This is a genomic window from Butyrivibrio sp. NC2007 (assembly GCF_000421405.1).
GTDB lineage: Bacteria > Bacillota > Clostridia > Lachnospirales > Lachnospiraceae > Butyrivibrio.
Genome location: NZ_ATWY01000003.1, coordinates 236,236 through 258,560 on the forward strand (window position 1 = coordinate 236,236; position 22,325 = coordinate 258,560).

Below are 22,325 nucleotides of genomic sequence, written 5' to 3' on the forward strand. Positions count from 1 at the left end.
AATATGACCAGATTAAAAGTGCTTATGGGTCTTTTCCTCATAGGAATGGTTCTGACCGGCGTGATCCTTGCATACTTTGTAAAGGGATATTACGAGGACAGGATAGAGGCCGATAACATCAGGGAAATTGCATATGGTACGGTTTCGGAGAATCAGGTAAAAGAGCCGGGAGAGTCCGGGACGGCTGCCGAAGAGGCGGCAGATAAAGGCATTAGCATTGATTTCGCATCCCTCATAGAGATCAATTCTGATACAATGGGATGGCTACAGGCCTGCGATGGAGAAATCGACGGGCCTGTGGTCCAGACCACAGGCAACAGCTTTTATCTGGATCACAGGTTTGATGGCTCTTCAGGGAGCGTTGGGTGCTTCTTTGCGGATGCAGAGCTTCCGGATGCGTTTGGTGCGCCTCTGACCGTGGTCTACGGCCACAACCGTAAGGACGGCAGCATGTTCCATCCGCTGCTGAACTACAAGGATGAACAGTATTTTAAACAGCATCCGACATTTGTGGTTTGGACCGAGGATGAGGAGATTACCTACAGGGTTTTCTCAGCGTTTTTTGCAGATAATAACGTGGTTTATGGCGATACATTTATGAATGCTGTAAATAACGGAGAAGAGGGCGATGCACTCAAACTGCTCTTTGAGGAAGCAAAGGAGAAATCTTTATACGACGCAGGAGAGGACCTGAAGCTGGATAATATCGTAATTCTCAGTACCTGCGAGTATTCCGGAGCCAACAACAGAATGGTGATATTCGGAGTCAAAGTTAAATAAAATATATAACATATATAGTATATAAAAACACCTGCCTCCCGGCAGGTGTTTTTTGAGCCCTAGGGACGGAGTCAAGGGCTCATTTTTGAGCCCTGGGGACGGAGTCAGTGGCTCATTTTCAGAATTGTGTTGCAATTTTGAAACGGATAGGATATAGTAGTGTTTGTTACGGAAAACGTTTTCCGAAAGGAGATACCCATGTTTTTAAGTGCTATTTATCATCGAATGTCAGAACAGTACTGCTATCCACTGGATTCAGAGCAGCTAATAATCAATATCAAAACCGGATATGATGTGGACAAAGTCTTTATATACTACGGAGACCCCTATGATGCCGGAATAATGGGCGGAAACGAGCGCTGGAGCGGAAAGAAGGAAGAAATCTGCTTCAAGAAAAGGCTCAAGGATCACATCTGGTGGACCACCACACTTCGCCCGGAATATAAGAGATGCAAGTATTATTTTGAGCTCCACGCCGGAGATGAGGTTATGTACTTCTTCGAGGATGGTTTTTACACCGAAGAAGAGATGAATACTGAAGGAAAGGTGCTTTCTTACTTTATCATGCCCTGGATGAATCCTGCGGATGTGTGCAAGACTCCGGCCTGGGTCAACGATACGGTGTGGTACCAGATCTTTCCCGAGAGATTCTGCAATGGTGATAAGAGCATAGATCCCGAGGGTGTTATGCCCTGGCAGACCGGAGAAGTTGGCTTTAAGGACTACTATGGCGGAGATATCAGAGGTATTCGTGACAGATTGCCTTATCTTAAGGACCTTGGAATTACCGGAATATACTTAAATCCTATATTTGAAGCGCACAGTAACCACAAGTACAACACTAAGGACTACAAGAAAGTTGACCCTCAGTTTGGCACCAATGAGGACCTCAGAGCGCTGGTGGACGAGGCTCATGCGCTGGGCATCAGAGTTATGCTGGATGCGGTTTTTAACCACACCGGAATTGACCATCCTATGTGGGAGGACATTGTGGAGAAGGGCCAGGCATCTGAATATGCTGACTGGTACATGATCAATAAGTGGCCACTTGAGAAGGGCAGGGATACAAGGGACGGAAGGTATTACTCTTTTGCATTCGCAGAGTACATGCCAAAGCTCAACACCAATAACCCCAAGGTTCAGGACTATCTGCTGGATATTGTCAGGTTCTGGATTGAGACCTTTGACATAGACGGACTGAGGTTTGACGTAGGAAATGAGGTTTCACACTCATTCCTTAAGGCTTTGAGGTATATGACCTGCCATATGAAGGAGGACTTCTACCTTCTTGGCGAGATCTGGCATGATTCGATCTCATGGCTGCGTGGAGATGAGTATGATTCTGTCATGAATTATCCGCTTACTACGGCAATTTCGGACTTCTGGGTATACAAGAACAGAGGAAGAGAGTCTTTTGAATACGACATAAACAGATGCTTTACCATGTATTATGCCCAGGTGAACGATGTTTTGTTCAACCTCCTAGATTCTCATGATACCAACAGGCTTTTGGATAAAGCAGGGCACAACATAGATATCTTTTACCAGCAGCTTGCTGTTCTGTTCACTATGCCGGGAAGCCCCTGTATCTACTACGGTACAGAGGTGGCTATGGATGGATCCTATGATCCTGACTGCAGACGCTGTATGCCCTGGGATGAGATTGACGCCGGCCTTAAAGATGGCGAGATTTCAGAGATGAAGCGCCTCATCGAGATGAGAAAGACTCTGCAGTCCTGCAAGAGCAGAAACTTCCACTTCCCCAATGATATTGAGGAGAAGAGGGTTATCTCTTTTACCAAGATCGGGGAAAATGAGAGCATTCAGATTTACCTTAACTGTGAGGAGAATGCGGTGGATATCGATGTTAGCGGATTTGAGGGCGTTGTATACTCACGCAAGTGGAGTGATGGTAAGCTGGAGCCTAACGGGGTGCTGATACTCAAGAAATAAGGTGACTCAAAATGAGACAAAGTGAAACGTCCCCGGTGACTCAAAATGAGACAAAGTGAAACGTCCCCAATGACTCACTGTGATACAATGTTAAAGGAAACCAAAACCGGACTCAAAGAGGGTATTTATGGCAACTTACGCTGTTTCAGATATCCATGGATGTTACGACGAACTGATGGAGCTAGTGAAGCTCATTGGTTTCTCTGATGAAGATACGCTATATGTGCTTGGAGACTGCGTTGATCGTGGGCCTAAGCCGGTGGAGGTTCTGGCTTGGATGATGAATAAGCCAAATGTCATCCCCATCGCCGGGAATCACGAGAATATGATGCTTAAAGTTCTTTTGCCCGGATTAAAAGAGGTAAATTCTGAGGAAGCAGTGGAAAAGACGCTTACCATGGACTTCATCACGGATACAAACCTTTGGTTTTTGAGCGAAAATGGTGGTAAGATAACTTCTGACGCATTTAGGCGGCTTTCGGCGTATGATCGGGAAGCTCTTGTGGAGTATGTTCAGGAGTTCTCTCTTTATGAGGAAGTTACGGTTAACGGGCAGAGGTTTGTGCTTGTTCACACTATCGGCAAGAACATCCACAGCCTTGAAGACCTTGAGAATGCTGACCTGTCGTCGATTGAGGAGTTTCTGTATGACAGGCCCGATTTCGAGGAAGACTGGGATAGGGGAGATGACATATTCATTATCGGCCACACTCCGACCTGGTTTCTTGGAAAGAAAGATAATCATGTTTTCAGGAACGGAAATCTTTTAGATATAGATTGTGGCTGTGTCATGGGAGGGAATCTTGTGGCGATATGCCTGGAGACTATGGAAGAGTTTTATGTTAAGGGGCACTGACAGATGGTTCTGGTTCAGCAGATGATCGTTTTATTCATAATGATGGGGATCGGGTTTTTTTGTGGGAAAAAGAGCTTTCTCACAGACAGCGGCTGTAAGACCCTCTCGTGGATCGTGGTAAATATCGCAACGCCGGCCTTGATCCTGTCGGCGGGAATGAATGAGGAAAGTACCATCAGGGGAAGCTCCCTGTTATTTGGATTTCTTGTTACATTGGCAGTGTATGCTTTTTTGATCGTGATATCTTTCATTATTCTGCCAATTCTAAGGGTACAGAGCGATGACAAAAGTATATACCGCGTCATGACGATCTTTTCCAATGTAGGGTTTATGGGGCTTCCCATCTTACAGGCTGCGTATGGTCCGGAAGCAGTGCTGTACGGGGCGCTTTTTCAGTTCCCCTATAATTTTCTCATGTATACATACGGAATAGCAGCAATTAAGGGTGATAATCCGCTTAAAGGCGGGAATCCACTCAAAAAGATTTTGAACATTGGCGTTATTTCCTGCATCATTTCGATCACTATATACGTTTCCGGTATTCATATGCCTTCTTTTATCACTTCGTCTGCCAAGCACCTCAGCAGCATTGCTGCACCTCTTAGTATGATGGTAATCGGCCAGTCCATGACTTCCATAAAAGTCAGGGAGCTATTTGGTGATGTTAAGCTCCTGTTGTTCTCACTGATAAAGCTGATAGCAGTGCCGATCCTTGGAGTTCTGCTCCTTGGCTTATTCATCGATGACAAGCTGATATTGCAGGTGTGCTATGTTATGCTGGCAACTCCGATAGGCTCTATGACTGCAATGGTTGCACAGCAATATGGGGGTAATTACGCCCTGGCTTCTAAGGGAGTAGCATTATCTACGCTTTTGTCAGTAGCTACCATTCCGCTGATATCTCTTTTGCTCCAATTATGATGAGCAGTGGCCTGATCAGAGCATCCTCTGAAGGTCATTTCTAATGCTTGTAACCTGATTTATTGCGTTTTCGCACTCGCGCTTTGCCTTGCCAATCTGGGACTGTACAATGACATCCATCAAAAATCCATCGCAGAAGAGGTCTCCGAATGTAAGGAATCCGTTGATGTGCACTGATGAATAGCCGTTTACGTCTCTAAGCTCTTTTGAGAATTTTTCAAGCGCCTGCTTTGCCTGGTTAATTTCATGCTCAGCATCGCTCATTTTGCTGTGTTTAATAAGGCCGCTGATAAATCCTCCGCCGAGGGTATCGAATAATCCCCATCCGCTGGCGCTTGAGAGGCTCCTTTTAGCTCTTTCAAGATGATCAAGTGCAACGTCTGCTGCAGCAATGGCTTCCTGTATTTCTCTTGTTCTCATATCAAACATGGTATTTCCTCCGTTTAAATCAAACAAAATAGTGTTTTAGATAATACGATGATAAGCCAGTGGGACGCATAGTTACATGGCTGATGCAGCGTAATAGCGGAGTTTAATTCCCCTTTTTTGGAAAAAGATTAATTTTGTATTGGAGTTTACAATAGCTTTTTATCCAAATTAGCACTCTCGGTTGACGAGTGCTAATAGTGGTGTTATAGTGATTATAGAACAAAGGAACAGAGAAGACCGTTAGGACTTAACTTTCCTAAGATCTAAACCCTCCGTCCCATTGCTCAATAACAGTTAACCAATTGTTTTTGTGCAAAGGAGGTAAGCATTATGTTAACACCTAGTATTTTTGAAGAGAATTTCATAGACGATCTGTTTGGATTCCCTTACATGAAGGAATTCGACGACATGAGTCGAGGCATGGAGCGTAAGCTCTACGGAAGAAAGGCAGCAAGGATGATGAAGACCGATATCCGTGAGAAGGACGACAACTATGAGGTTTCAATAGATCTTCCGGGCTTCAAGAAAGAAGACATCACAGTAGAACTGAACGACGGCTACATCACGATAAGCGCATCCAAGAACCTTGACAGAGATGAGGACAAGAAAGGCAAACTGATCCGTCAGGAGAGGTACGCCGGATCCATGAGCAGGAGCTTTTATGTAGGTGAGAATGTCGAGAAAGGCGACATTGAAGCCAACTACAGACACGGCGTTCTGAATCTGACAATTCCTAAAAAAGCTATGGACAAGAAGATTCCGGAAAAGAATCTGATAGCTATCGAAGGATAACCGATACCTGATATGTAAGTGTTTGAGCCTCCGCATTACGCGGAGGCTCTTTTTTTGTCTCCGAAAAATGAGCCCCTGACTCCGTCCCCGGGGCTCAAAATTTATATTCTTTTTGGAATTTTGGTGCATAATTACCGTTATAATGGTAAATAGGAGATTTGTTGAGGTTTATAATGACACAGTTACGAGAGGAGTAGGACTGATGAAGAAAAGACCGACGATTGTTGTGACTTCGCTGGTGATGGCCTTTGTCCTAACGGCATGTTCTGCAGTTTCCAAGGAGACGGCAGAAAGCTTTCAGGATCGTCTTAGCTCTGCGCTGAGCAAGGGGTGGGTTGACTCCGACCTTTATGATTCAGTGAAGGCGGATAAGGAGTATCGCCCGCAGGATGATTTCGCAGCGGCCAAAAACAAAGAGTGGAAGCTGGAAGTTGGAAATGAATACTACGGAGTATTCCAGGACATCAGTGATGCAGTTCTGGAAAAGATGAAAAAAGCTGCCACAGATGAATCACTACCCGGAGAAGAGGCGGAGGTACTCAGAAAGTACTATGCGCTTTCATCAGACTGGGATTATAGAAATAGTCAGGGCGTAGAACCTCTAAAGCCCTATATAGCAGACATTGAATCCATAAGCAGCATGGATGAACTGTATGCTTTCTTTGGAGATCTTGAGAGAAATCCACTTGCGCTTGCGCCGATAACGGTGGACGTAATGGATTCATATCATATTGAAGAGTATCCCGATATTAACCTTACAATAGTAGATACCCCGAAGCTTTCCCTGCAGGCTCCGAACGGGAAGTTTTATTATGACAGGCTGAATGCAGCATCGGCTCTTGAGATGTATGAACAGGTAGAGAACAAGGTGCTGTACATGTTAGAGGCCCTTGGCTATCCGAAGAGCGATGCGAAAAAGATCTTTAAGAACTGCCTTAAGTGGGAAAAAGCAGTTGCTTCTTCAACAGTGGACATGACTTTAGAAGACGTGGCACAGAGCACAAAAACCAGGGATGAGGCAGCAAATATCGCAGGAAAATTCCCGCTTATCAAACTTTTGGATGACTGGGGATTTTCAAACGCTGAATATTTGGTTATTTCCGAGTTTTACACAAAGAGGCTCGCAGGGCTGTGCAAGAAGAGCAATCTGGACGAGATGAAGGACTATCTGATAGTCAATTATTGCCTGGACAGTGCAATGTGCCTTGATAGGGACACACTGGATAAAATGAGTGAATTCTCTAAATCCAAGACCCAGCAGCCTATGGACTTCGGTAAGTCAGAGCAGCAGCGCGAAGACTCTCTGCAGTTCGAGTATTTCATAGGCCATACAGCAATGCTCGGAGCTCTCAACAAAACCTATGTTGAGAACTATTTCGATGATGCAACCACAGCAGAGCTTACAAAAATGACAGAGGACATTATTGACGCATATAATGTGATCTTTGCCGAAGAGCCCTGGCTGTCTGACGAGGGCAAGGCAGCATGCCTTGATAAGCTTAATAATATAGGAATCCATATAGCCTATCAGAATTTTGAAGTTCTTGATTACAGCAAGACTCCGTTCAAATCCAAAGAAGAGGGCGGAAGCTTTTTGGATGCCTATTATGCTATGCAGAGATATTCGGTTAATCACAGAGCTTTCCTCGCAGGTGAGAAATTCAGGAAGGATTATTGGGATCCGCTTGGAAAAGACACATCTACTACAACTACAAACGCATTCTATAACCCGGCAACCAACGGAATATATATCTGTGCCGGAATATGCGAACCCAACAGCTATTCACCTGATATGACCTATGAAGAGAAGCTGGGGGGACTCAGCGCCATAATCGGTCACGAGATTACTCACGGCTTTGACAGTGGCGGATCTCTTTACGACAAGAACGGCATAAAGAGTTCCTGGCTGCCCTACAATGATCAGGTGGCATTTGTTGATCTCAACGACAAGGTTGCTTCATATTATTCGACCTTAACGCCATTTCCGGGATCAGGTCTTTATAACGGAGCAAACCTTACCGGAGAAGCAACAGCCGACATGGGCGGCCTGAAGGCAACTCTTTATCTGGCCTCCAAGGTTCCGGACTTTGACTATGATCTGTTCTTTACCTCCTATGCACGGCTTTGGAGGGTAAACATGCCTTTGGAAGCGGAAAAGAGCTATTTCTCCGGGGATTCTCATCCTCTTGCTTTTTACAGAGTAAATGTTGGATTGCAGCAGTTTGATGAGTTTTACGAGACATACGGAATAGTAGAAGGCGATGGCATGTACCTCGAACCTGAAAAAAGGATCGCGGTTTGGTAATAGGGAGGAAATAAGATGAGCGAAGCGGTAATTAAACTTGAAAATGTAAATAAATCCTATGGCAAGCACGAAGTGCTTAAAAACGTAAATATGCAGGTAAACAAGGGCGATATCTACGGCCTTGTGGGCAGAAACGGCGCAGGTAAGACCACAATCTTTAAGATGATCCTGGGCCTGTCTGAGGTTAATTCAGGTAACGTATCAATTGTGGGTTCTACGACCAAGAAGGAGCTTCTTAAGAACAGAAGCAAGATAGGCTTCCTTGTTGGTTGCAGATTCTATAATTACCTCAATGCTGAAAAGAACCTTAAGTACTTTGCAACTGTAAAGGGAATCCCCAGAAAAGAGCGCAAGCAGGAGATTGCAAGGGTTCTTGAGATAGTTGGCCTTAAAGGCGTCAATAAGCCTGTAAAATCCTTCTCTCTTGGTATGCAGCAGAGACTTGGAATAGCAAATGCTATCCTTGGAAATCCCGACATTCTCATTCTGGACGAGCCCACCAACGGACTTGATCCACAGGGTATTGCCGATATCCGTAATCTGGTCAAGAAACTCAGAGATGAGTTTGGTATGACGGTTATCATTTCATCCCACATTCTGGGAGAGCTTGAGCATACAGCTGACAGATTTGGAATTGTCAATGAAGGCTATGTGGTAAAAGAGATCACTCAGCAGGATCTTCAGGAGAATCAGCCGGCAGTTGAGATCGCAGTAGATGACGTTGAAAGAGCCAAGAAAGTGCTGGAAGAGAACGGAATCAAGATCATGCGTGAGGTCACAGAGAAATCTTCTCTCGAGGATGTTTATTTCCGACTGATCGGAGGTTCAAATCAATGAATAGACTGATGAAAGCAGATTTAAAAAGAATAATAGCCAAGCCGTCAATGTACGTGATCGTGCTGATACTGGTGCTGTTTATACTGTTTAAGGATGCTGCCAGTACAGCTGCCGGACAGATGGAGTTGTACAAGTCTATGTTCGGTAATATTGGACTCATATTCCTTAGTATTCCAATTTTTCTCTCAGTCTATTCCGATGAGATAAAGAGCGGAATCATGATAAGCATGATCGGAATGGGAATGGAGCGCAAAAACATAGTGTTTTCCAAGCTTAAGGACTCACTCGTATTATACTGCGGAACATATCTTATCCTGTATGTTGCAGCACTGATAAAGAATACTGTTTCAGGGCTTCCGATATCTCCCAAACAGAACGCGTTTCTTCTTCTGTTTTGCGTATACAGCGTCATCAGAGGACTTGGAATAATGGCACTGGCATCACTGGTTCTTTTCCTAACCATGAGCGCAGCCGGAGGCATGCTGGTACTGGTGCTGGCAGGCGCTGTTGGGACCGGCCTTCTAAAGGCGGTCCAGGATAGATTTAAACTTCCTGTTTATGACATAAGCTTTATGGGCCTTTTGGATTCTTCCTTTGCGGATTTCCAGGCGGGAAACATTGGTTATACGATCATACCGGCACTTATTTATCTGGCTATCGTTGTAGCGATCAATATTGCGACATTTGACAGAAGGGAGATGGATCTATGAGAAGACTACTTGAAGCTGATCTTAAGCGCGTCCTTATTAAAATACTCCCTTGGATACTGCTCCTTGCATGGTTCATATTCGATGCTGTATCCATTGCAAACTCAATTGGCAAAGCCCCGGACAGAAGCTTTGCCGTATTCAGCAAGCTTATTGGACTTCATTCTTTTGCAATGAAGATCATCGGATTTGCGGCACTTCTTGGCATATATGCCGATGAGTTCAAATCCATGGTAATGATAGGGGTAATAGGAAGAGGGCTCTCGAGAGACAAATTTGTTATCGGGAAATTTCTGGATCTGTGCGTGATGACTTTGCTGATGGAGGCCATTACCATTATCTATGTTTTTATACTTAAGGCTGTATTTGGAGCGACATTTGCTCCTATTGAGACCAGGTTCCTTATTGTATCCTTTATAATGGAATTCCTTGCGACAATAGCCTATGTTACAATAGCAGCTTTTTTCTATTTCCTTTCGGAAAATGCGGCAATAGGCCTTTTTGCGTATCTTACATTCCAGATAATAATTCCTCTCTCCCTTGAGCTGATATTACAGATGACCAATCTCGCCAAATATCATGCAGAGAGATATTATGTCGATGGCATGATGTCTGTTGCAGCCTCAGATTTTATAATGGGAGATTTTGCGGGTGGAATTGTATATGTTTTATTTGCGGTACTGATCTACATCCTCGGAGCTCTCGGAATAACCATGCTGATCTTCAGGAAAAAAGAGCTTGAATTCTAAAGCTCATTTACGGAGAACGATCCAGTTGTGAGACCAGGGCACCGGAAGCCCAAAGAGAGTAACAACTTTCCCCTGAGCATTTCGATACCAGGAGTAGTTCCAGCCTGCGCCCATGTCCATGTAGAGGGCGTTTGTGACGCCGAGCCTGTCGAGTTCAGAGAGGAACTCATCGAAATGCAGCATGTTAACTGAATCTATAATACAAAGATGGCCGTTAAGTTCGGCGATAGTCCTGTAGCAGCGCGCTCTGGGTCTGTCGAAGTTCATAACGGTCTTTTTGTTGTCTATAAGTGCAAACTGCATGAATCCATTTCCGCCGGCATCAGCAGCGCTTTTAATGGCATCTCTTGCGCCGTCAAAGGTAAAAGCAAACTTTCCATCAGCAAAAGTAAATGCTCCGAAGGCATCTCTTGTGTAGGGACTCTCATAGTAAGCGCCGTTTACAGCGTGATCTCCCTCTACATTTTCCTCGGAAAATCCAAGGCTTACAGTGTGCTGGAAAGCTGCTCCGCAGCACCAGGTAATGGAATCATCTCTTTTTGAAGGACGATCTCCTGTAACCAGCTCGGCACTGGTATATTCAGGGAAAAAGACATAGACAGTCCCTGTGTTATAGATGGTTGTCCTGTTTCCGGGAAGTATCTTTTCCACGGGCATATTCCTGGCATCGATGCTCTCGGGAATTTTGATGTGATATTGTGAAATTAAACCCATGAAAATAAAGACAAATGATGGTATAACCAGAAAGGACGATGCACAGAAAAGGTGGTACAGCATTCGCAGAGGCTTAAATGTCAGCTTTTCCGTGCCCCACAAATAGACGATCAGGGCCGATACCTGCATGATCGCCAGAGAAAGATATACAGCATAAAGGATATTTAGCCACATCTGGGCCACGAAGAAGGCAGTATATGCGCACAGCGAAAGAAGAGCCATGGCCATGAGCCATATTCCTGTCAGACGTTTGCGAGTGTTCATTTATTTTTTCTCCGTTCACGCTTAAATTTCAGTAGCTCCTGGCGAAGCACTTTAAAGGAATCAAACTGCGACTCAATGCTGACAATCAGAAGCAGTATTGCAATGTCCGTCAGATACTGGAGGGCATTTTTCCAAAGCATCTCAGAGGAAAAGCCCAGTTTACTGTTGGTTACCAGAAGGAGCACATACACAGCCAGTTTGAAGATAATTGCCATGCGGTTGAATATGACATTTTCGGGATTCCCGTGGGATGCGTAGTTTATAATGAAGTGGTTGATGGTTATAATGATGGTCATGAGAAAAGACATTCCGGCAGCTGCCAGGTACAGACTGCCCTGAACGCCCACCACCAGGTAGGTGTCGAAATCCTGCTCGCCCCAAAGACGCCCCAGGACCAGATAGGCCTCCTGATACATAAGACAAAACAATACGCCACCCATAAGGCCTTTTGCCACATCCCAGTTGTAGTATTTGAAGGCAAAAAGCATTGCGATGGTGGTCAGGAGTTTGACCAGGATCTCAAATTTTGTAAAGGAATCGCCCTGAGAGGGGATAAAGAACAGTGAAATAACACTTGTTATAACGGTGAACAGGCAAGTGGCCGTCATCAGATGTTCGTTTAAGAAGATAGATTCGCGATTTTTTTGATCGGTTTTATTAGCATTTATCATATAAATATTTTATCATATATTTGTACTTAAAGATTTATCTAGAGGGGAAATAGCAATGGAACTACCTGAATCTTTGAAATGGATCAATGAAGTTGAGGACATTGATCCGGCTGAGGGCATGAGGAATTGTGGCCAGCCTCAGCAGTATATCAAGTTTATCAGGACTTTTTTTGATACCCTTGAGAACCGTATTAAGGAGATCAGGGACGCTTTTGACAGCGAGGATATTAAGACTTATACCATCAAGGTACATTCTCTTAAGAGCACAGCAAGGATAATGGGGGCAAAAGAGCTCTCGAACCTCGCAGAGGAGCTGGAACACGCAGGAGATGAAAACAACAGGGAAAAGATCACTGATAAAACTCCGAAGCTTCTTGAGGTTTGTGCTTCTTTCAAAGAAAAACTATCACCAATAGAATCTATAAATGACAACGGCAGAGATGCTAAAAGCGATAAGCCTTTCATATCCGAGTCTGAGCTTGCCGGCGCTTATGCAGCCATTGCGGAATTTGCACCCCAGATGGATTACGAAGCAGTAGAGATGGTCTTATCTGAGCTAAATGAGTACAAACTTCCGCCGGAGGATGAAAAAAAAGTTAAAAATTTAGAAAAACTATTAAGAAATTTTGATTGGGGAAATATAGAAGCGATGGTTGTGGTAAAATGATAATAGACATGCGCTTTATCGTACTCTATACCCGTGGATGGTGAATCATGGCTGAATATAGATATCCCAGTCCAACAAAAGGCGGAGCCGGCATCAGAATTGTGCTTGCATTGATCGGAGTCGTGGTCAATGTTTTGCTGTCTTTTGTGATGGGCAAAATCGGAATGCCACTGTTCTTTAATAATTTCGGTACCATCACTGTAGCCGCGGTAGGAGGCCTTTTCCCCGGCATTTTCACCGCAGTAATGACCAGTGCAGTATGCGGGATCTATTACCCGGAGGCTGTGTATTTTGGCTTTCTTAACGCAGTAATAGCCATATATACAGTGTGGTACATCAGAAAATACTCATTTAAAAAAATTTCCAAAGTTATAATCTATATTTTGATCGGAGCGTTCGTTGCCGGTACTGTAAGTGCTGTCATGAACTGGAATCTCCTTGACGGTGCAACTGTAGCCAGAAATTCTGAGTCTACGGTTCTTTTTGCTGCAGCAATAGGCGGAAATCTGTTTGCAGCTTACTATATCTACATTCTTTTCAGGTATTTTCTTGACCTTGGCATCTCTGCAATTGTTGCTGTAGTCCTTCTTAAAATAATCCCAAGCAGCGTTCAAACCAGGTTTGAGAGGGGAAACTGGAAACAGAAGCCACTTAGCAAGGAAGAGATCGCAGAACTCAAGGAATGGGGAAAATCCACGCAGAAGAGCATGGGTAACAGGACAACTGCCATTGTCATAAGCACATCTCTTTTACTGGTGCTTGTGACAGGATGGACCGGCTTTAGCCTGTACTTTAGTAATACCAAGCAGGAGAAGACCATTGATGCATTAAATGCGCTGAAACTTTCTGCAGAAGTTATCGATCCGGACAGGATAAACGATTACATTGCAGCAGGAGAGGGAGCTGAAGGCTATCTTGAGACCCAGGAACTTCTTAAAAAGATCAAGGACTCATCACAGTCTGTTGAGAACCTCTTTTTTATGAAATTTGAAGATGATGCGGGACGAAGAATCTTTGACCTGGACGGCGATAGCGTAGAGACCATACCGACAAAGATCGAGTATGAAGAGGGATTCATGGAGCATTTGCCACAGTTCCTCGCGGGGGAAAATGTCGCTCCTCTTGAACACGGAAATATCAACAATTGGACGCGTTCAATTTTCCTACCCATAAAGGACAGCGCCGGACGTGTGGCGTGCTATGGAGTTGCAGATGTTTCCATTACTAATATGCGGGAATACATGAAGAGTTTTTCGATAAAGACATTCTTTATCCTTTTGGGATTCTTCATTCTGGTAATTGCGCATAATCTGTGGGTTACCAACGTTACCATGGTTTATCCCATAAGAAGTATGGCCCAGTGCGTGGATAATTTCTCGAACCTTGGTTATGAGCAGGAACAGCTTGATAAAAACGTAAGAAGTATCAGGTCATTGGAGATTGAGACCAAGGACGAAGTAGAGCAGCTCTATAACTCTATCTGTACCATGACCTTGAACCTCTCAGAGCAAATGCGAGACCTAAGAAGGCTCTCTGATACTACAGCCAAGATGCAGGACGGTCTTATCATAACCATGGCGGACATGGTTGAAAACAGGGATTCCGACACCGGAGCGCATATTCAGAAGACCGCTGCTTACGTCAAGATAATAGTGGAAGGATTGCAGAAAAAGGGATATTACTCGGAGAAGATCGATGCCAAGTTTATCTCAGATGTAGTGCGTTCTGCGCCTCTTCATGATATAGGCAAGATCAACATTCCGGATGCTGTGCTTAATAAGCCCGGAAAACTTACTGATGAAGAATTTGAGATCATAAAGACACATACAACGACCGGTAAAAAGATCATGGAGGATGCCATCAGTACCGTCAGAGGTGAGAACTACCTCAAAGAGGCCAGAAATATGGCAGCTTACCACCACGAGAGATGGGATGGCAAGGGCTATCCTGACGGACTTCACGGAGAGGTTATTCCGCTTTCAGCCAGAATAATGGCTGTAGCGGACGTATTTGATGCTCTTACATCTCCAAGAGTCTATAAGCCTGCATTCCCTATGGACAAGGCGCTCTCGATCATAACAGAGGGCTCAGGAACCCAGTTCGACCCCAAGTGCGTAGAGGTCTTTATGGAGAACCTGCCTGAAGTTAAGGTTATTTTGAAGAAGTACAACAGAGAAATGTAAGGAGCGGCGGATTGAAGAGAAGACGGATCAAAAACTTCATAGCGGCTTCTATCGGAGTAATGTTTATTGCTACTGCTGTGTGCGCGGGTTCTGTCAGCTCTTTTGCCACAGAAAGCGAAACAGGGCAGGAAACAGCAAATGAAGGCTCACAGAAGCTGGGCGGAGGCTATGCTGTATCGGGGCAGATCGGTTCTGTAGGATATGCCACGACGGTTTATGATGCAACAAACGGCCTTCCTACTTCCGATGCCAACTTTATCCTCGGCGCCAGTGACGGATATGTCTGGATTGGCAGCTACGGCGGAATCATCCGCTACGATGGCAGCGTGTTTGAGAAGATCACTTCCTCTGAAGGACTCACCAGCGGAAGAGGTCTGTTTGAGGACAGCCAGGGCAGGATCTGGGTAGGAACCAATGACAATGGCGTCATTGTGCTGGACGATGAGAGGGTGACCTGGATTACATACAAAGAGGGCCTTCCTTCTTCTTCCATCAGAGTTTTTGCTGAAGACAAGGACGGAAATGTATATATAGGAACTACCGCGGGAGTGTGCTTTGCAGATCCGTCACTCACTATACATGAGCTTTATGATGCCAGGATCAATGAGGAGAGGGTACTTAGTCTATGCAGTGACTCTCAGGGCGTTATCTACGGACAGACTAAGAATGGCATTATCTTTTCAATTGAGGACAAGATAGTTACGCAGTGCTACAGTACTCAGGAGCTGGGAATGGAGAACAGAATCTCCAACATTCTTACTGATCCGGATAAAGATGGATACGTATATATAGGTACTGAAGGGAGCGAGGTATACTATGGGCGCTTCGGAGTTGTTGCTGATGATATGGCGCATATATCCGTGGCTCCGCTGAACATGGTTCACTGGCTCAATTATGACTGTGGCAGAGTATGGGTATCATCCATTAATCAGCTGGGATATCTTGAAGATGACGGGACTTTTAATCTGGTAAAAGACCTTCCGGTTGACAGCGGAATAGAGATGGTTACCAGTGACTATCAGGGCAATCTCTGGGTTGCTTCTTCTACTCAGGGAGCCATGAAGATCGTCACCAGTAATTTCGTGGATATGTCCCAGAAGACAGGCCTTCCGAGGAATGTAGTCAATGCAACCTGTGTGCATGACGGTAATTTGTATGTAGGCTCCAATCAGGGCCTAAGCATATTGGGAGAAGACAACCGGGTAATTGAGAATGAGCTGACAGAATATATAGGTGATGCCAGAATTCGCTGTATTATGGCTGACAGCGTGGGGAACCTATGGATATCTACTTTTACAAATGGGCTTGGTCTTGTTTGTTACACAAAGGATGGAGAGATAACAGGTTTTAATACAAAAAACGGAATGCCCAGTGATGAGGTCAGATGCACCATAGAGTCCCAAGATGGTTCTGTTCTGGTAGGTACGAATATCGGCATGGTAAAGATCCGTGACGGACAGATTGAGAAGGTGGTTGCTGACGATCCGGCCATAAGAAACACGGTATTTTTAACTCTTGAAGAAGGAGATAACGGTCAGGTTTATGCCGGAACTGACGGCGATGGCATTTATGTCATCAGCGATGCAGGAATCAGAAGAATCGGAAGAGATGACGGACTTACCAGCGACGTTATCATGAAGATAAAAAAGGACGAGACCAGAGGATTGTACTGGCTGGTAACATCCAATTCCATCCAGTATATGAAGAATGATATCATAACAGATGTTACGTCATTCCCATATAAGAATAACTACGACATCATATTTGATGAGAGCGACGATGTATGGGTAATATCCTCTGCCGGAATTTATATGGTTTCAGCGCAGGAAATGGTCGATGATGACGTGACCGATTACAGGCATTATACCCTTGCAAACGGCCTTACCGGCACTCCGACCTCCAACTCCCACAGCGCGCTGGATGAAAGCGGAAACTTATATCTTGCCGGAAGGCTTGGAGTATGCAAGGTCAATATCAAGCATTTCTTCGAGGAAAGAACAACAGTCATGGCCAGAGTTAAATCCGTGTATATGGGCGATAAGAATATATTGCCCGACAGCACCGGAAAATATTATCTGCCATCCGGAACAGGACGTGTAAGGATAGCTGTTTCGGTTCTGGATTATACACTCACCGATCCTCCTGTAAGGATTTATATGGAGGGTGATGAGGACGACGAAACTCTGACTCTAAGAAGTGATCTTCAGGATATTGAATACACCGGTATGGAAAGCGGAAATCACGTACTTCACATACAGGTTCTTGATCATACCAAGAAGAACGTGGTGCTGGAAGAGACGGTAAATATCAACAAGAAGGCGCGTTTTTCAGACCTTAAGATAGTCAGGGCACTGATGGCTATTGCGATAGCTTTTTTGGCAGGTGCCATTGTATGGAGATTTATGAAAACCACTGTCATCAGAAGACAGTATGATGAGATCAAGCAGGCCAGAGATGATGCTGAGCGTGCCAATTCCGCCAAAACAAGGTTCCTTGCGAACATCTCCCACGAGATCCGTACGCCTATCAATACCATCATGGGTATGGATGAGATGATCATGAGAGAGAATCCCAAGGATGTGCCCAAGGGCTATTTCCTTGCAATGATAAACTATGCGCTGGATATCAGGAATGCATCGGAGACGCTCCTTGGACTTATCAATGACCTTCTGGATATTTCCAAGATTGAGTCCGGTAAGATGCATCTGGTGGAACAGGAATACGATGTTCAGGAACAGCTACGGTCCATCGTATCCATGATACGTGTCAAGAGTACGGAAAAAGAGCTTATGTTTGACGTCGTGGTTGATGAGCTGATTCCAAAGCGTCTCTACGGCGATGACGGCAAGATCAAACAGATAGTTCTTAATCTGCTCACAAATGCTGTAAAATATACTCAAAAGGGTGGTGTAGTTCTGTCTGTTTCCATGGATGAGAGAAACGGAGATGAGGCAAAGCTAAGGTTCTCCGTAAAAGATACAGGTATCGGCGTTAAACCTGAGGATATGGACAAGCTCTTTACCGCCTACGAGAGACTGGATGAGCAGAAGAACAGCGGAATCCAGGGAACCGGACTTGGCCTTGACATATCAAGAAGATTTTCAGAGCTCATGGGTGGAACTCTGACCTGTGAGAGTATATACGGTGAGGGCTCGGAATTTATCCTTTGCCTTAGCCAGAAGATAATCGACCCGACACCGACAGGAATCTTCATGGAGCATGACGCATCGGAAGCAAAGGGCCCTTATGTGCCTAAATTCGTGGCTCCTGATGCCGACATTCTGGTTGTCGATGATAATCCGATGAACCTCAATGTCATAAAAGGTCTTTTGAAAGCTACCAAGATGTTTGTCACCACTGCGTCCAGCGGACCTGACTGTCTTGAGAAGATGAAGTCCACCAAGTTTAATGTAGTCCTTCTGGATCACATGATGCCGGGAATGGACGGAATTGAGACGGTGGCTCATATCAGAGAGACAGACCCTGACATTCCGGTATATGCGCTGACAGCCAACGCTACAGCGGGTGAGGAATTCTATAAGTCCAAGGGCTTTACCGGCTATCTGTCAAAGCCTATCGACAGTGCAGCTCTTGAGAAGGCCATAATGAAGCATCTTCCGGAGCAGATCATGTTCAAGCCGGAGCAGACGGATGCTGTGGCTGATATTGAAAGTATCCCGCCTGAGCTTAACTGGATTTACGATGTAAAAGAGATCAACGTGGACGAGGGAATCAAGAATTCAGGCGGAATTTCGCAGTTTATCTTCTCACTGAAGATGTTCCTGGATACCATCGATGGCAATGCAAAGGTTATAAGTGATGCCTATGAGGCAGAAGATATAAGACTTTACACCATTAAGGTGCATGCCCTTAAGAGTTCCCTCAGGATAATCGGTGCGCAGGAGATGTCCAAGCTTGCCGAGAGCCTTGAGGAAGCGGGTAACAAGAACAACAAAGAGTTTATCGATATGTACACCGATGACCTGCTAAAGGGATATCTGGAGTTCAAGGATAAGCTCTCGGCGCTTGATGATAATGAAGGCGCAGATGATGATGCTGATAAGAAAGAGATTCCGGAGGATGAGCTTAAGGATGCGTATGAAGCCCTTAAGGAGATGATTCCTCAGATGGATTTCGACGCAGTGGAGATGATCCTGAATCAACTCAAGGAGTACAAGCTTCCTAAGGAAGATAAAGATAAAATGTCGGAGCTTGCAAAAATGCTAAAAGTATTTGATTGGGAAGGGATGGAAGAATTGCTTAATAAGTGATGCTTCCGCAAAAAAGGAGAGATTATGTTTAATGACCGCATGATCGTTGTAGGAGAAAAAGAATCGTTCCTCGTTAGGGTGCTAATAGGGAAAACAAAGGATGCAGGGATAGAGTGTGAGTATGTGCCCTGTATAGTAGATGAAGTAAATCAAAAACTTGAAGGTGTAAAGCTAATCACTTTATACATGGATAGTACGTCGATTGCGCAGGAGGAGGTTCTTCACTTTCTTTCGGATAACGTGGAAGAGCGAGGTCAGCAGATTGTCCTTATAGCAGAGCCAAATGATCTTCCGCAGATTAAGAGCCTTATACCGGAACATCTGGTATACAAGGTTTTCCCACGCCCTGTGGATAACGCGGCTTATGTAAAGACCATAACAGAGTATTTTGAAAAAGAGAAAAACGGTGAGTTCAAAAAGAGCATTCTGATCGTAGATGATGACCCGAACTATCTTGGTCTTGTCAGGGAGTGGCTAAAGGATACCTACAAGGTGTTTATGGCAAATTCAGGACTTCAGGCCATTAAGTGGCTTGGAAAAAATTCAGTCGACCTTATTCTTTTGGATCACGAGATGCCGGTAACCAGTGGCCCACAGGTTTTGGAAATGCTAAGGAGCGACGAGGAGACCAAGTCAATCCCGGTAATGTTCCTTACCGGAAAGAGTGATAAAGAAAGCGTTATGAAGGTGGTTTCTTTAAAACCCGAAGGATATTTTCTTAAGAATATCCAGAAGGATGAGCTTTTGGACAAACTCAATGAGTTCTTTATACTTCACAAGTAAAAGGGTGTTCAATGATTGCATTTATTAGAGAATACCAATTGAATATTATGCTCCTTTTGTGCGGAGCATGCGGAATGATGGCTATTCTTCTTCTTATGACAAGGTTTCTGGACGCTAGAAGGAAATGGGCACTGTTTCTGATGGAAATTGTTGCATTCTTCCTGCTATGGTTTGACAGGCTTGCTTATGTTTACGCCGGAGACACCAGCCAAAAGGGTTATATCATGGTAAGGGTCAGTAACTGCGCAGTGTTCCTGTTAACCAGCGCTGTAGTATTCTCTTTTAACATTTACCTTAAGAACCTGCTTACCGATATAAAAGATCGGAAGGTCACCTCAACTCGTTTAAATGTTGTAGGCATTGTTTCCTTCTTTGGCATGATTCTCGCTGTTGTGTCTGCATTTACGAACATTTATTATTATTTCGATGCAAATAACAGATATTTCAGAGGACGAGGATTCCTTATAGCTTATATTATTCCGGTAATCTGTCCCATCGTGCAGTATACGGTAATAAGACAGTACAAGAAGTACGTCAGTAAGCTTATTTACACATCGCTTGTTCTTTACATTTTTGTTCCGATAGCATGCGGAATAATCCAGATATTCGCTTATGGAATCTCACTCGTTAACATGGCGATGGTTGCCGTTTCCGTAAGTTTGTATATCTTCACATACCTCGACATCAATGACACGGTGGAACGTGCCCACGCTGTGGAATTGCAGAATATGCAGGGAGAGCACAAGCGAATGCAAAGGCTCTTTGACCAGACTGCGAAGGCATTTGTATCTGCTGTTGAGAAGAAAGATGATTTCACCAAGGGTAATGCCGTAAAGGTCGCTGAATACGCCAGAAAGCTTACTGCGCGTTGCGGTCTTGATGAGGACCATTGTGAGAAGGCTTACTATGCAGCACTTCTCCACGATGTAGGTCTTATCGGTATTCCCGATTCGGTCATCAAGAATGAAGAGGATCCCAACAAATGGGATATTGAGGCGTTCAGACAAAAGCCCGTCATAGGAAAAGAGATCCTGTCTAATATCACAGAGTTCCCATTCCTCAGCGTTGGAGCTTATTCCAGCCATGAGAGATATAATGGAACAGGATATCCCGAGGGACTAAAAGGAGACGAAATACCGGAGATTGCCAGGATCATTGCTGTGGCTGACGCCTTCGTAACAATGACCACCAAGAAGAGATATCGTGACGCAAAGCCTGATTTCGTTGCCAGAGAGGCCTTTGTAAAGGGCGCCGGAATTGAGTTTGATCCTGAATTTGCAGGTCTGATGGTCAAGATCATAGACGAGGAGTCCAGTGGCAAGATCCATGATGACATATCTCTTGTAGAAAAAGAGCTGACCTGCCACACCTACAGAGACTTTATCAGTATGGGTATTCCGGTTACGGGCAATATCACGAAGATCAGGTTTAACAGCAGTACTGTAGAGGATCCGACAAATGCCTTTTCTGCGCCGTCTATCGTTCTGTTTGACTCCTATGATCGCCGTGTTCACGACAATAAAAAGGCCATTAGTGCCTATCATTATCAGGAATATGGTGAGATATGGTTTGATGACCATTACATAAGTACCAGCGCCAGAAGGATCAAGGAGATCAAGCTCGATGATGCAGCCGGATTTGAGAAGCTTGGTGAAGGACAATACGAGATCATTGCGGCTAAATATGACGATCATCTCAAGGTCACCATGAGGAGCAGCGATTATGAGAAGGAGGATATCATCTCCTTAATGGATGGATCCACCTCGGTTTATATAGGCATCACGGGTGAAAACTGCAATATAAGAAATATTGAAATTGAGCAGACGGAAGAAGTTGTAGATGAGACCTATGTTCCAAGGATTTCCGAGGAAATAAGCTATATCGACCACATGGAGTCTGACATAAAGAACATCCAGATAAGTCAGACCAGATCTGCAGCAACCGACGGCATTGAGCTTAAGAACAAGATGCGCATTAACTTCCATGCCATGAGCCTTCCTGTAGCAAGTTTTATCTGGCATTGTCCGTATATTGTAATTTTCTCGTCCGACAACGGACAGGTATTTGGAGAGAATTACCATGAATACGCGCTCATAAAGATAAACGGAGAGAATGAGATAAAGGATCATTACTCCGAGAATAACTTCACTATGAAGAAGAAAGACAGCTTCCCGGGCTGGGAGGAATGGAAGGAACAGAACAAGGAAGGAGTGGAGTGCGAAGTAACCTTTGAGCGCAAAGGTAATACCATAATTACCACCACAGAGAATCTCGGAATTTACATCGAGAACACGACTATAATAAAAGAGAATCCGGGTAAAGTCTACGTTGCTCTCACAGGAGACAGGGTTGCACTTACCGACATAAGACTGAGATAAAGGGCTTGTTTAAGCCCTTTTCTTGTGTGATAAATCTGTGATATTTCTTTTGCTAAGATATATAC

At 44.6% G+C, this 22,325-nt stretch carries 17 protein-coding genes; 14 read left to right on the forward strand and 3 right to left on the reverse strand.

The genetic code is table 11. From position 1 onward, the window contains the following. Positions 1-3: 3 nt before the first annotated feature. The 4 genes from G632_RS0103895 (at position 4) to G632_RS0103910 (ending at position 4,510) form a co-directional block, all read left to right on the forward strand. Entirely contained in the window at positions 4-780 is a 777-nt protein-coding gene (locus G632_RS0103895; RefSeq protein WP_022767725.1) for a class B sortase, read from the forward strand. 198 nt (positions 781-978) lie between these two features. Beyond that, a complete protein-coding gene (locus G632_RS0103900; RefSeq protein ID WP_022767726.1) occupies positions 979-2,733 on the forward strand; it encodes a glycoside hydrolase family 13 protein in 1,755 nt (584 codons plus the stop codon). A gap of 127 nt (positions 2,734-2,860) precedes the next feature. Further along, complete coding sequence (locus tag G632_RS0103905; protein WP_022767727.1) at positions 2,861-3,589, forward strand: metallophosphoesterase; 729 nt, start codon at positions 2,861-2,863, stop codon at positions 3,587-3,589. Positions 3,590-3,592: 3 nt separating this feature from the next. Next, a complete protein-coding gene (locus G632_RS0103910; protein WP_022767728.1) occupies positions 3,593-4,510 on the forward strand; it encodes an AEC family transporter in 918 nt (305 codons plus the stop codon). Between the two features lie 15 nt (positions 4,511-4,525). On the opposite strand, the gene G632_RS0103915 is transcribed toward G632_RS0103910, so the two are convergent. Beyond that, positions 4,526-4,939: a hypothetical protein gene (locus tag G632_RS0103915; protein ID WP_022767729.1), complete on the reverse strand. Its 414-nt coding sequence runs from the start codon at positions 4,937-4,939 to the stop codon at positions 4,526-4,528. 330 nt (positions 4,940-5,269) lie between these two features. Between G632_RS0103915 and G632_RS0103920 the strand changes: the two genes are divergently transcribed. The 5 genes from G632_RS0103920 (at position 5,270) to G632_RS0103940 (ending at position 10,329) form a co-directional block, all read left to right on the forward strand. Further along, positions 5,270-5,731: an Hsp20/alpha crystallin family protein gene (locus tag G632_RS0103920; RefSeq protein ID WP_022767730.1), complete on the forward strand. Its 462-nt coding sequence runs from the start codon at positions 5,270-5,272 to the stop codon at positions 5,729-5,731. 202 nt (positions 5,732-5,933) lie between these two features. Then, entirely contained in the window at positions 5,934-8,036 is a 2,103-nt protein-coding gene (locus G632_RS0103925; RefSeq protein WP_022767731.1) for a M13 family metallopeptidase, read from the forward strand. 15 nt (positions 8,037-8,051) lie between these two features. Next, on the forward strand, positions 8,052-8,873 hold the full coding sequence (locus G632_RS0103930) for an ABC transporter ATP-binding protein (protein ID WP_022767732.1): 822 nt from the start codon (positions 8,052-8,054) through the stop codon (positions 8,871-8,873). Further along, positions 8,870-9,583 carry a hypothetical protein gene (locus tag G632_RS0103935; RefSeq protein ID WP_022767733.1) on the forward strand — a complete coding sequence of 238 codons (714 nt, stop codon included), beginning with the start codon at positions 8,870-8,872 and terminating at the stop codon, positions 9,581-9,583. Before G632_RS0103930 ends, G632_RS0103935 begins: the two co-directional genes overlap by 4 nt. After that, positions 9,580-10,329, forward strand: coding sequence for a hypothetical protein (locus tag G632_RS0103940; RefSeq protein WP_022767734.1), 750 nt, complete (start codon positions 9,580-9,582; stop codon positions 10,327-10,329). Before G632_RS0103935 ends, G632_RS0103940 begins: the two co-directional genes overlap by 4 nt. A gap of 3 nt (positions 10,330-10,332) precedes the next feature. Here the strand turns inward: G632_RS0103940 and G632_RS0103945 are convergent, their stop codons facing one another. Both G632_RS0103945 and G632_RS0103950 read right to left on the reverse strand, forming a co-directional pair. Then, the gene (locus tag G632_RS0103945) at positions 10,333-11,307 is read right to left on the reverse strand and encodes a hypothetical protein (protein ID WP_022767735.1); all 975 of its coding nucleotides are present in this window, start codon (positions 11,305-11,307) and stop codon (positions 10,333-10,335) included. Further along, positions 11,304-11,915, reverse strand: coding sequence for a hypothetical protein (locus G632_RS0103950; RefSeq protein ID WP_022767736.1), 612 nt, complete (start codon positions 11,913-11,915; stop codon positions 11,304-11,306). Before G632_RS0103950 ends, G632_RS0103945 begins: the two co-directional genes overlap by 4 nt. A 118-nt stretch (positions 11,916-12,033) precedes the next feature. Between G632_RS0103950 and G632_RS0103955 the strand changes: the two genes are divergently transcribed. From G632_RS0103955 to G632_RS0103975, 5 genes are read left to right on the forward strand one after another with little or no spacing between them, the layout of a single operon-like run. Continuing rightward, complete coding sequence (locus G632_RS0103955; RefSeq protein ID WP_022767737.1) at positions 12,034-12,645, forward strand: Hpt domain-containing protein; 612 nt, start codon at positions 12,034-12,036, stop codon at positions 12,643-12,645. Between the two features lie 47 nt (positions 12,646-12,692). Then, a complete protein-coding gene (locus G632_RS0103960; protein WP_022767738.1) occupies positions 12,693-14,828 on the forward strand; it encodes an HD domain-containing phosphohydrolase in 2,136 nt (711 codons plus the stop codon). 11 nt (positions 14,829-14,839) lie between these two features. Continuing rightward, positions 14,840-19,099, forward strand: coding sequence for a hybrid sensor histidine kinase/response regulator (locus G632_RS18770; RefSeq protein WP_022767739.1), 4,260 nt, complete (start codon positions 14,840-14,842; stop codon positions 19,097-19,099). A gap of 24 nt (positions 19,100-19,123) precedes the next feature. After that, positions 19,124-19,882 carry a response regulator gene (locus G632_RS18775; protein ID WP_022767740.1) on the forward strand — a complete coding sequence of 253 codons (759 nt, stop codon included), beginning with the start codon at positions 19,124-19,126 and terminating at the stop codon, positions 19,880-19,882. Between the two features lie 11 nt (positions 19,883-19,893). Further along, positions 19,894-22,260 (forward strand): HD-GYP domain-containing protein, encoded by a 2,367-nt coding sequence (locus tag G632_RS0103975; RefSeq protein ID WP_022767741.1) that lies wholly within the window; start codon positions 19,894-19,896, stop codon positions 22,258-22,260. Positions 22,261-22,325 lie beyond the last annotated feature (65 nt).